Here is a 12872-nt window from a genome sequence, read left to right on the forward strand (position 1 = left end):
TGTTTTGCTTTTTTATGTAAGAGAAAGAGATTTTTTCTTTTTAATAAGGGATTTGGCATATTTTTAGGGACAACATAAGTATGTGGGAAGTCGATAAAATGTTATGTATATATAATTATTGTGTTTTGGGTTTAAACAATAAAACATAATAAAGTTGTTTTTTTAGATTGCTGAGGAAGGAGGAATTGTAAATGAGGATGAAGAGTCGAAAAACTGATTGGCCTGTATTTATTATTAGCGGTGGTTCACTTTTATTATTTGTAATTGCAGTTTTTTTGAACAAGGATTATGTAGAGAGTGCGATTAATAACAGTTTCGCTTTTTCAATTAAATATTTTGGTGCCTTCTGGCAAGTTTTATTATTAGGTACATTTATTGTTGCGATGTGTATGGCGTTCTCCAAATATGGGAGAGTTAAACTTGGGGGATTAGAAAAACCTGAGATTAGTACGGCAAAATGGCTTGCTATTATTATGTCTACATTACTTGCCGGAGGTGGCGTTTTTTGGGCAGCAGCAGAGCCAATGTACCATTTGATGACGGTGCCACCAATACATGATGGTATATCTGCTGGAACGAAAGAAGCAGTCATGCCTGCTTTAGCACAAAGTTATATGCATTGGGGATTTTTAGCATGGACGATTTTAGGTACAATTAGTGCGGTAGTTATGATGTATGGACATTATCATAAAGGTATGCCGCTAAAACCTCGAACGCTTTTATATCCTATTTTTGGGGAAAAATTAAGAAAGAGCCTGCTTGGAACGATAATTGATGCAGCTGCAATTATTGCAGTAGCTGCAGGTACAATTGGCCCCATTGGATTTTTAGGTTTACAAGCAAGTTATGGGTTACAAGAATTATTTGGAATTTCTGATGTGTTTACTACTCAATTGGCAATTATTGTTTGTGTAGTGGCCGTGTCTACCATATCGGCAGTAACAGGTATTGATAAAGGGATTCAAATTATAAGTAATTTAAATGTTAGATTAGCAATTTTGTTAATGGCATTCATATTACTATTTGGGCCAGGTGGATTTATTATTGATTCGTTTGTTTCTTCGTTTGGATTTTATGTAAGTGAGTTTATACCGATGAGCACATACCGTGGTGATACAAGTTGGTTAGGATCTTGGACAATCTTTTTCTGGGGATGGTTTATTGGATACGGACCAATGATGGCAATTTTAGTGAGTCGAATTTCAAGAGGGAGAACGATTCGAGAAATCATCGTTGCAATTGGAATTATCGCACCTATTATTACAACGTTTTGGTTTACTATATTAGGTGGATCAGGTGTGTTTTATGAGTTAATGAATCCTGGTTCTATCTCGGACGCATTAAGTGAATCTGGTATGCCGGCAGCTATGATTGCAATTACAGGGCAATTGCCACTTTCTAATATTATTGGACCAGCATTTCTTTTATTAACAATTTTATTTGTAGTGACAACAGGAGATTCAATGGCGTATTCCATTTCAATGGCAGTGACTGGAGACGGAGATCCTAGAATTAGTTTGCGAATTTTTTGGTCGCTTATTATGGGAGCAGTTGCAGCAATTCTTTTATATATGGGTGAAGGAAGTATTAATGCGCTACAATCGTTTATCGTAGTGACGGCAGTTCCGGTATCAATTTTATTATTCCCAATGCTATGGTTAGCGCCTAAAGTTGCGGGAGAATTAGCATTAAAACAAGGTATTGTAAAAGAAGAAGATAAAACTGCATTCTTATTTCAGAAGGCTAGTAAATCAAAATAAATAAAAACGTAAAAGAGGAAGCATCTTAAATAAGATGCTTCCTCTTTTACGTTTAATCTAATACTTTTCCCTTTGTTTCTGGTACACATATTAGCATTGTAATTAACCCGATTGGGTAGATGATAAAAATCAAGGACAATGCTCCAAGCAGGTTGCCGCCTGTAGCGAGTAAGCCGATAATAACAGGCCCAAATCCAGCTAACCCACGTCCTGTACCGAAAATAAAGTTTTCTGCGGTAGAGCGAGCTTCAGCAGGGTAGTTTTCAGCTAAAATTGCCCCAAACCCTCCCATCATTCCATTTGCAAAGAATCCAAGCAATGCACTTCCCCATAATAATAATGTTGAATCTGTGAATAAGAAGAAGTAAATGAGACAGTATACTGTACCACCAATATAATAAATTGCAAAAGTTTTACGACGACCAATTTTATCAGCCAGAATACCAAAGATTGCAATTCCAATTAGCATACCGATGGTAGAAATGAACATCCAGCCACTCGCTTTTGCTAATGTATAGTTATATTTATTTGCTAAAATAGTTGGCATCCATGTGAAGATGCCGTAATATCCGAAGTTCTGGATAAACGACATAATAATAAGACCGATTGTTGTGATTGTTACTTTTTTATTGGCAAATAATTTTCGAAGTGGGAATTTTTTTATATGTTTTAGTTGTTCTGCTTCAGTAGTTGTTAATTTACCTGTAGCTTCTTTTTGCAATAGTTCCTTTTTGTAGCGTTGTTTTTGCTCCCATATTTTCGGTTCACTTAAACTTTTACGGACATAGACAGCTAGTAAAGCTGGAATTAATCCAAATAAGAAAACGGCTCTCCATCCAAAGTGTGGGACAATAAATGCTGGAAGGAGTGAAGCAATCAGTACACCAAATTGCCATCCAAGTGCAACAACAGATGTCGCTTTAGCGCGCATTTCTTTAGACCATGTTTCTGTTACAATGGCCATTCCGATTCCGAATTCACCACCAACTCCCATTCCAACTAAAAAGCGAAGAATTAATAATTGCCAGTAGTCTGTTGCGAAATAAATGAGTGCGGTTGCTAGTGAAAACAGTAAGATTGTGAAGGCCATTGTACGAATACGGCCAAATAAATCAGCAATAAATCCAAATAAATAAGAACCAATTAACATCCCTATTGTGGTAGCTAATGTTAAGTTTCCACCTTCAACAGGACTTAAGTGAAACTCTTTTAAAATATAGACAAGTACGAAAGATAATAGCAACATATCTAAACCTTCTGCTGCATATCCTAGCGCAGAACCAAATAATGTTTTATACCTTTTCGCTTTCGTCTCCTCTGTTGTTTGTTGTACATCAGTAGTGACGTTCATTATTACTCCTCCTTATTTTCTACAGTCGCTATGGAAGAATAACAAAAGGCCTTCTCACCTGATATGATGAGAAGGCCAAAAAAGCATACGTATCCCCAAAAAAGAACATACGTATATTGTATTCCGGCTTCCTTCTCAACCTCACAGGGTTGGGTTAAAGGACTGTATTATATTACTTTATTTTTAGCACTCTTCTATTGGATTGTCAAATAAAGAGGAAGTTATTATGTGTGAAATATTTCAAAAAACATTTCGTTCTTCTTGACGTCGGCTTCATTATTTTCCCATAATAAAACTAACTAAATAAAAAGGAATGAATCAAAGATGCTAAATTTAGTACTCATGATGATTGAACGAGTCGGACTTATAGTTATTTTAGGATTTTTACTCTCTCATATCAAAACTTTCAGGCGCCTCCTTCATAAACAGGATGGCTATGTAGATAAGCTTAAGCTTATTTGTATTTTTTCGGTATTTACAATTGTAAGCAATTACACTGGGATTGAAATAGCAGGAAATACGATTATGAATGAAAATTGGTTACAAGGTGTTTCTTCGTCAAGTACAATTGCGAATACGCGTATTATGGGTGTTGGTATTAGTGGCTTACTTGGTGGCCCTATCGTAGGGGTTGGAGTAGGGTTTATTGCTGGTATTCATCGTTATATGCTTGGTGGTACGACAGCGCTAAGCTGCGCAATCTCTTCTATTTTAGCGGGGATTATAACTGGTTATATCGGATATATTTTCAAAAAATATAATCGTACAATTACTCCTAAGTTTTCAGCAGTTTTAAGTGTTTTTATCGTATCTTTAGAAATGCTTATGATTTTATTAATTATAGAGGATGGAATTAGCGTTGTGAAAACAATAGCGATACCGATGATTCTTGTAAATAGTTTTGGAAGTTTTATTTTACTTTCTATGATACAAGCTATTTTGCGTCAGGAGGAGAATGCAAAAGCACTTCAGACTCATAAAGTATTGCGTATTGCTGATAAAACGTTACCGTATTTTCGTCAAGGCTTAACAGAAGAATCGTGTAAGCATGTGGCACAAATTATTCACCGCTTTACAGGAACAGATGCGGTATCTTTAACAGATACAGAGAAAATATTAGCGCACGTTGGATTAGCATCAGATCACCATATTCCTTCACATAGTTTAATAACTGGTTTATCAAAAGAAGTTTTACATACAGGGCAAATAATGAAGGCGAAATCACGTGAGGTTATTAATTGCCAACATGAAGGCTGTCCCTTACAAGCCGCTATTGTTATTCCACTAACTTCACATGGAAATACGATAGGGACATTAAAACTGTATTTCAAAAATTCTAACCAGTTAAGTCGCGTTGAAGAAGAATTAGCAGAAGGGTTAGCAAAAATATTCTCCACGCAGTTAGAGTTAGGAGAAGCTGAGTTGCAAAGTAAATTACTTCAAGATGCGGAGATAAAAGCATTACAAGCGCAAATTAACCCGCACTTTTTATTTAATGCGATTAATACAGTATCAGCTTTATGCCGAACAGATGTAGAAAAAGCAAGGAAGTTATTATTACAGCTTAGCGTGTATTTCCGTTGTAATTTGCAAGGAGCACGTCAGTTATTGATTCCACTGGAACAAGAATTAAACCATGTACAGGCATACTTATCACTAGAACAAGCAAGGTTCCCAAATAAGTATGAGGTAAAGATGTATATTGAGGATGAGCTAAAGACAACTTTAGTACCACCATTTGTTCTTCAACTATTGGTTGAAAATGCATTGCGACATGCTTTTCCGAAGAAGCAACCAGTGTGTGAAGTGGAAGTGCATGTTTTTGAAAAAGAGGGTATGGTTCACTTTGAAGTAAAAGATAATGGACAGGGAATTGAGGAAGAACGTTTAGAACAATTAGGAAAGATGGTAGTTTCGTCAAAGAAAGGGACTGGAACAGCTTTATATAATATTAATGAACGTCTTATTGGGTTATTTGGGAAAGAAACGATGCTTCATATCGAAAGTGAATTAAATAAAGGGACGGAGATTACCTTTATTATTCCAAAAAAAGTAGGGGAGGAAGAGCCAGGTGTTAAAAGTATTAGTAGTTGACGATGAAATGTTAGCACGTGATGAACTAAAGTATTTATTAGAGAGAACGAAAGAAGTTGAGATAGTTGGTGAGGCTGATTGTGTAGAAGACGCATTAGAAGAACTAATGCAATGTAGACCAGATATTGTATTTTTAGATATTCAATTATCTGATGATAACGGATTTGAAATCGCGAATATATTAAAGAAGATGAAAAATCCACCTGCAATTGTATTTGCTACTGCCTATGATCAATATGCGTTGCAAGCATTTGAAGTAGATGCGTTAGACTACATTTTAAAACCATTTGATGAAGAGCGTATTGTGCAAACATTAAAGAAGTATAAAAAACAAAAACAAGCGCAAATAGAAACGAAGCACGAAATAAAGGGGACAGATGTAACAGCAGAGATGCATAAATTAGCATTACCAATTGAAGAATCAATCGTACTTGTGAATATTGAAGATATTATATATGTAGGGCTTGTAGATGGGAAAGTAACAGTAAAAACAATGAGGGAAACATATGTAACACATGATACACTTGTAATTTTAGAGAAGAAGTTACCACAAGCAAACTTCATGCGCGTCCATCGTAGCTTTATTGCAAATATTAATCATATTACTGAAATTCAGCCATGGTTCAATTCTACTTATAATTTAATCATGAAAGAAGGATCGAAAGTACCTGTTAGCCGTACATATGCCAAAGAACTCAAGAAGCTGCTTCGTATTTAAGAAGCAGCTTTTGTATTTCATCCTTTTATATTTGTAACTGATTCTGTATATTTGACGTTCTGTTATGTAAACGCTTACCTCGTTACTTACATCTTATACAATAAAGGTACCAAATCGAAAGAGGTGGCCAAAATGAGCACGAAAAAAGTATACAGTTTCTTATCACAAGCATTCATATTCTCAGCTATTATGTTAATTTCTAATATTATTGCAACACATTTACCAATTCCGATGCCTTCATCGGTAATCGGGTTAGTTATTTTATTTAGTCTATTATGTTTAAAAGTTATTAAATTGGAGCAAGTTGAATCACTTGGAACAGCTTTAACAGGTATTATCGGATTCCTTTTCGTCCCATCAGGTATTTCAGTTATTAATTCTCTTGGTGTAATGGGACAATATTTTGTACAAATTTTAACTGTAATTGTTGTAGCAACAGTTATTTTACTAGCTGTAACAGGATTATTTGCACAATTTATTTTAGGAAAAGATGAAAAAGAAACAGAAGATACAAAAGAATTGAAAGTAGTAAATAAAGGACGCAAGCACGGAAAGGTTGCGTAACCATTGCATTTATATATTGTTAGGAGGTAATGAATATGGCAAGCACAATGACTCCATATTTCGGAATCGTCGTTTCATTAATCGCATACGGGATCGGAACGTTATTATTCAAGCATTCAAAAGGATTCTTCTTATTTACACCATTATTTGTAGCGATGGTATTAGGGATTGTCTTTCTAAAGGTAGGTAACTTTACTTTTGAAGAATATAATACTGGCGGAAAAATGATTAGTTTCTTCTTAGAACCAGCAACAATTGCATTCGCTATCCCACTATACAAGCAAGTGGATAAGTTGAAAAAATATTGGTGGCAAATTTTATCGGCTATCGTGGTGGGATCTATTTGCTCAGTAATTGTCGTGTTTATTGTTGCAAAAGCAATCGGTTTAGATACAGCAGTAATGAATTCAATGCTACCACAAGCAGCAACAACAGCAATTGCGTTACCAATCTCAGAAAGTATTGGTGGTATTCCAGCAATTACATCGTTTGCAGTTATTTTCAACGCAGTTATCGTATACGCATTAGGGGCATTATTCTTAAAAACATTTAGAGTTAAGCATCCGATTGCAAAAGGTTTAGCACTTGGAACAGCGGGCCATGCATTAGGAGTTGCAGTAGGAATTGAAATGGGTGAGGTAGAGGCAGCGATGGCAAGTATTGCTGTAACGGTAGTTGGGGTTGTAACAGTAGTTGTCATCCCAATGTTTATGCCATTCATTGGATAGTAAAACTTACTTAAAAAATAAGAAAAGCAAGCTATTTGTAGGACAGATTTCTACTGATAGCTTGCTTTTTATGTTACAGTAGTGGTAAGACCTATTTAAAAAAATGTAAGTTTCCTTAAATCTTCATTAATACTATGTAGAATACGTTTTGAATTAGGTCATTGTATTGTAAAATAAGAAGTAATCTACTATATACCTGTTAAGATAGGCATATAATGAGTTTATAAAAATCTTAATATGAATGAATAATTTAAAAGTAGAAAAGAGAGAAATCTACTTATTAACGTTTTAGTTTATAGGACAGGAGAGAGTATTCGTCGATTATGCAAATAAAAAACCTGTTTCAAAGCAAAGGATTTCAGAGGTTACTCGTATTAGTAATACTTGCTCTCGTGTTATACGGGCTGCAAAGTATGTTGAATTTAATATTAATTACGTTTATTCTCACGTATTTAATGGATCGATTCCAAAAGTTTATTTCCCGCAAATTAGATCATTTCATGCCTATTAATCGAAAAATTATTATAGCATTTCTATATGTAATGTTAATTGGTGGAATTGCTATTACGCTATTTAAATATTTACCAGTATTAACGATACAAATTTCACAATTGATTTACCAATTCAATGTATTTTTAAGAAACCCACCAGATAGTGAACTAATTAAGTATGCAGTTAATGCTGTCAATCATATGGAGCTTTCTAAATATGTAGGACAAGGCGTAGACATTTTGTATAAATCGATTACGAATGTTGGTAAATTTGGCCTTCAAGTTTTACTTTCTTTAATTTTGAGTTTGTTTTTCTTACTAGAAAAATCTCGTATTGTTGGTTTTACTGTAAAGTTTAAAGAAAGCAGGCTTGCAATTTTCTATACTGAAATTGAGTACTTCGGAAAGAAATTTGCACGTTCATTTGGAAAGGTAATCGAAGCGCAATTTTTAATTGCTGTTGTTAACTGTGTTCTTTCAGTTATCGCATTATGGATATTAGGATTCCCACAATTATTAGGTTTAGCGTTAATGATTTTCTTGCTTGGCTTAATTCCAGTAGCGGGGGTTATCATTTCGTTATTCCCACTTTGTATGATTGCTTACAATATTGGCGGTATTATGTACGTTGTTTATATTTTAGTTATCGTAACAGTTATTCATGCGCTTGAAAGTTACGTATTAAATCCGAAGTTTATGTCGCAAAAAACAAATTTACCGATTTTCTATACTTTTATGGTATTAATTTTCTCAGAGCACTTCTTAGGTGTATGGGGACTGATTATCGGTATTCCAATTTTCATTTTCTTATTAGATGTCTTAGATGTGACAAGTGATGAAATGGAGAAGGATGTTGGAACAAAATAAAGTGAAGTAGAGAAAAAGCATCGATGTTCGATGCTTTTTCTTTTATAACATTATGTTTCTTATGCCATACTGTAAGGAGAATATAGAATAGGGGTGAAGTAATGGCTGTAAATGAAAAGGTAGAATTGGCTACATTTGCTGGAGGGTGTTTTTGGTGTATGGTTTCTCCATTTGAAGAGATGGAGGGAATTATACAGGTTATTTCAGGTTATACAGGCGGTCATAAAGAGGACCCAACGTATAAAGAAGTGTGCTCGGAAACAACAGGACATTATGAAGCGGTACAAATTACATTTGATGCAAATAAAATGCCGTATGAGGAATTGTTAAATATATATTGGAGACAAATTGATCCGACCGATATTGGGGGACAATTCCATGACCGCGGACAGTCTTATGAAACGGTGATTTTTTATCATAATGAAGAACAACATAAAAAAGCAGAAGCTTCAAAAGAAGAGCTTGAGCAGAGTGGGCGCTTTTCGAAACCAATTGCGACAAAAATACTACCAGCAGCTACATTTTATCCAGCTGAAGAATATCACCAAGGATATCATAAGAAAAACACATTCCGCTATGAGTTATATCGTAAAGGCTCAGGACGAGATGCTTTTATTAAGGAACATTGGCCAAAGGATAATGCTCATTTAAAAGAAAAACTCAATGAGATGCAGTTTTATGTAACACAGGAAAATGGTACAGAACCACCATTTCGAAATGAGTATTGGAACCATAAAGAGGAAGGTCTTTATGTAGATATCGTTTCAGGTGAGCCGTTGTTTACTTCTCTAGATAAATTTGATAGTGGATGTGGATGGCCTAGTTTTACAAAACCAGTTATGTCAGCAAGTGTGAAAGAAAAGATGGATGTGAGTCATAATATGACACGTACAGAAGTGAGAAGTAAAGAGGGAGATTCGCATCTTGGGCATGTATTTCCAGACGGTCCAGGACCGAATGGGCTTCGTTACTGCATTAATTCCGCAGCTCTTAGATTTATTCCAAAAGAGGAATTAGAGAAAGAAGGTTATGGCGATTTCTTAATCTTGTTTGGAAATAAAAAATAACCTCGCAGTTAGCGAGGTTATTTTTTTGCTATTTTGTTTTTTTCTTTTTAAATTTGCTTAATACTTCATAAACAATTGGAACAATAAGAAGTGTTAATAACGTTGAACTTGTTAATCCACCAATTACTGTTACACCAAGTCCTTTAGAAATTAAGCCGCTACCTTCAAATCCTAATGCAAGCGGGATAAGAGCTCCGATTGTTGCAATTGCAGTCATTAAAATTGGACGCAAGCGTGTTGCACCAGCTTCTAATAAAGCTTCACGTGTTGATAAACCTTCATTTTCTTTATGAATAACGCGGTCGATAAGCACGATTGCGTTTGTTACAACGATACCGATTAACATAAGCGCCCCAATCATTGCAGATACACTTAATGTTTCACCAGAGATTAATAAGGCAACAAGAGCCCCAATAATTGTGAATGGTAGCGAGAATAAAATTGCGAATGGTGCAAGGGCACCGCCAAATGTAACGACAAGAACGAAGTATACAATGGCAATCGCAGCTAACATCGCTAGGCCAAGTTGCTTGAATGATTCTTGAATATCTTTAGTAACACCGCCCATAGAAACATCTACACCAGAAGGAAGATCCATTTTATCTACTTCTTTTTGGACTGCAGCAGATGCTTTTGAAACGTCATCAGATGTTAATTTTGCACTAACCTCTGCATAAACACGGCCATCTCGGTGTGTTACTGTATTCGATGTTTCACCTTCTTTTACAGTCATAACATCTTTCACAGCTACTTCATTACCAAGTGGTGTTGTAATTTTGCGATTTGTTAAGTCATCGATTGTTTCATAATTTTGTTTTTCAGCTTCTACATATACATTGATATCTTTACCGTCTTTTTTAATTGTTGTCAGAACAGGGCGATCATGTTGATTAGAAAGTCCCATTCCAATTTGAGCAGCCGTTAAGCCCATTTTACTCAGCTTTTCTTGATCTGCGACTAAAGTGTACTCTGCATATGTTTTTGCAATACTAGAATCTATATCTTTTAAGTCTTTATTTTTCTTCATGATATTTTGAATATCTTTTACGACAGGCTTAATGTCTTCTGAGCTATCTCCGTAAACGTATAGTTTAATTTCGTTACTACCGCCACTTGCTCCGAAGTCTTGGTTTTTCCATTCACCTTTTCCAGACATTTTTTGTAAATCTTTCACGACTTCTTCTTTTTCTTTTTCGAAGTTTTTCGTGTCGTTATCATATTGAACGAAGAACATAGCTTGATTTGTTTGACCAGGGCTCATTGGATTCTCTCCACCTAATGAGAACTGAATTGTTTTCACGTCTTTATTATCTTGGAAGTGCTTCTCAGCTTTCGTTGCAATTTTTTCAACGTCTTCTAATGTTTGACCTGGTTCAGGTTTGTATGTTGCGATAATCATTTTTTCTTCTTCAGAAGGTAAGAAACTTACACCGATAACGGGCACAAGTGCGAGACTACCAACTAATAGAAGGACAGCAATACTAGATGTAATAATTTTGTGATTTAAAGCCCATTCAAGTATACGTTTATACCCATTTGCTAATTTGCTTGGTTTCTCTTCATGATGTACCTCTTTTTCCCTCGTGCTTTCTTTCTTAAATAAGGAATGGGCAAGCATTGGTACGATTGTAACAGCCACTAGTAACGATGCTAATAAAGCGAAGACAATAGTTAAGGCGAATGGTAAGAACATTTCACCAATCATACCTTTTACAAGTCCTAGCGGTAAGAATACAGCGATTGTCACAATGGTAGAAGACATAATCGGAATAAACATTTCTTTCGTAGCTTCACGAATTAAATCTCTTCCGCGCAATTTCTCTTCTGATAACGACATACGTCGGTAAATATTTTCAATAACAACAATTGAGTCATCAACAACACGGCCTATAGCAACTGTCATTGCTCCAAGCGTCATAATGTTAAGCGTAATATCCATTTGCTTTATGACTAAAACAGCAATTAATAACGAAAGTGGTATTGAAACGACAGAGATTAACGTTGTTCGAATATTTCGTAGGAACAGCATAATAATAACAATCGCAAAGATAGCACCGAAAATTGCTTTGCTTAGCATTGTTTCAACTGACTTTTCAATAGGTGCACCTTGGTCGAATGTTGAAATGATCTCTAAATCTTTATATTTTTTCTCAAGATCTTTTACTTTATCTTTTACTGCATTTACAACATCAACTGTATTTGCATCAGAGGCCTTCACAATTTGAATTCCAATTGCTTCTTTTCCATTTGTTCGAGAAATGGATTCTGCTTTCCCAACTTCTTTAATTTCAGCAATTTCGTCTAATGTAACTGTTGGAATTCCGTTCATAGCAGCTGGATTCATTTGCGGCGTTTGTGCACCAGCGCCAGCATTTTGACTACCTTGACCGTTAGGTGATGAAGGTATAGCTGGGATTTTGAGTTCTTTTAATGCTTTAATCGTTGTAATATTGCCATCTACAACAACTGATTTTTCCGTGTCTTTAAACGTATATAGGCCAAGTGGTAAAGATACATCCGATCCTTTAATTACATTTTTTACAGTATCTTCACTTAGTCCTAGTTCTTTCATTTTATCTTTCTTGAAGACGAGCTGTACTTCATCTACTTGTTGGCCTGCAATTTGAACAGATGCAACACCATCAAGTCCTTTTAAGCCCGGTACAATATTTTTCTCTACATTTTCAGTTAAGATAGCTAAAGCTTCATTCTTGCTTGCTACGCTTAACGAAATAACAGGAAAAGCATTGAAGTTTACTCGTGAAACCTTAGGGTCTTTAACACCGTCAGGGAGCTTTACATTTGTGAGAGCTTCTTTAATTTCTGTTTCTGCTTTTTCCATATTTTTATCAAAATCGTATTCTACTTGAATAGAAGATGCGTTTTGAAAAGATGATGAGCTAACAACGTTAACACCACTTAAATTTTGTAGTTGTTCTTCCATCGGCTTTGAAACTTTATCGGCTACTTCTTCTGGTGTAGCACCAGGATAGACCGTAGTTACTGTCACAATCGGTGTTGTAATATCAGGAATTGTTTCCAGCTTCATATTGAGGCCAGAGTAAATTCCCGCAATAGTAACAATAATGGTTAGTAGCCAAACTGCGAACTTATTTTTTAACGAGAAATTGATGATTTTGTTCATGTTTGCGCTCCCTTTGTATTATATTGACCAACTGGTCAGTCTAATACATAATATAACTGACCAGTTGGTCAATCGTCAATAAAAAGA

General features: G+C 35.3%; 9 protein-coding genes. 7 read left to right on the forward strand and 2 right to left on the reverse strand.

Features of this window, described 5'->3' with window-relative positions; genetic code table 11:
• The first annotated feature begins 191 nt into the window (after nucleotides 1-191).
• Nucleotides 192-1760, forward strand: a complete 1569-nt coding sequence (locus MHI28_RS18380) for a BCCT family transporter (RefSeq protein ID WP_001242450.1) — start codon at nucleotides 192-194, stop codon at nucleotides 1758-1760.
• 52 nt (nucleotides 1761-1812) lie between these two features.
• On the opposite strand, the gene MHI28_RS18385 is transcribed toward MHI28_RS18380, so the two are convergent.
• A complete protein-coding gene (locus MHI28_RS18385; protein ID WP_001103414.1) occupies nucleotides 1813-3111 on the reverse strand; it encodes an MFS transporter in 1299 nt (432 codons plus the stop codon).
• Between the two features lie 324 nt (nucleotides 3112-3435).
• Between MHI28_RS18385 and lytS the strand changes: the two genes are divergently transcribed.
• From lytS to msrB, 6 genes are all read left to right on the forward strand, one after another.
• Nucleotides 3436-5205 carry a two-component system sensor histidine kinase LytS gene (gene lytS, locus MHI28_RS18390; protein ID WP_000933588.1) on the forward strand — a complete coding sequence of 590 codons (1770 nt, stop codon included), beginning with the start codon at nucleotides 3436-3438 and terminating at the stop codon, nucleotides 5203-5205.
• Nucleotides 5183-5923, forward strand: coding sequence for a LytR/AlgR family response regulator transcription factor (locus MHI28_RS18395; RefSeq protein ID WP_000921846.1), 741 nt, complete (start codon nucleotides 5183-5185; stop codon nucleotides 5921-5923). Before lytS ends, MHI28_RS18395 begins: the two co-directional genes overlap by 23 nt.
• 132 nt (nucleotides 5924-6055) lie before the next feature.
• On the forward strand, nucleotides 6056-6487 hold the full coding sequence (lrgA, locus tag MHI28_RS18400; protein WP_000104901.1) for an antiholin-like murein hydrolase modulator LrgA: 432 nt from the start codon (nucleotides 6056-6058) through the stop codon (nucleotides 6485-6487).
• Between the two features lie 35 nt (nucleotides 6488-6522).
• On the forward strand, nucleotides 6523-7215 hold the full coding sequence (lrgB, locus tag MHI28_RS18405) for an antiholin-like protein LrgB (protein WP_000168869.1): 693 nt from the start codon (nucleotides 6523-6525) through the stop codon (nucleotides 7213-7215).
• 323 nt (nucleotides 7216-7538) lie between these two features.
• Nucleotides 7539-8573: an AI-2E family transporter gene (locus MHI28_RS18410; protein WP_001166012.1), complete on the forward strand. Its 1035-nt coding sequence runs from the start codon at nucleotides 7539-7541 to the stop codon at nucleotides 8571-8573.
• Between the two features lie 101 nt (nucleotides 8574-8674).
• Nucleotides 8675-9640 carry a peptide-methionine (R)-S-oxide reductase MsrB gene (msrB, locus tag MHI28_RS18415; RefSeq protein WP_000290172.1) on the forward strand — a complete coding sequence of 322 codons (966 nt, stop codon included), beginning with the start codon at nucleotides 8675-8677 and terminating at the stop codon, nucleotides 9638-9640.
• A 28-nt stretch (nucleotides 9641-9668) separates the two neighbouring features.
• Here the strand turns inward: msrB and MHI28_RS18420 are convergent, their stop codons facing one another.
• The gene (locus MHI28_RS18420; protein WP_340828146.1) at nucleotides 9669-12785 is read right to left on the reverse strand and encodes an efflux RND transporter permease subunit; all 3117 of its coding nucleotides are present in this window, start codon (nucleotides 12783-12785) and stop codon (nucleotides 9669-9671) included.
• Between the last annotated feature and the right edge of the window lie 87 nt (nucleotides 12786-12872).

It is taken from the genome of Bacillus sp. FSL K6-0268, from assembly GCF_038005425.1.
Lineage (GTDB): Bacteria > Bacillota > Bacilli > Bacillales > Bacillaceae_G > Bacillus_A > Bacillus_A thuringiensis_S.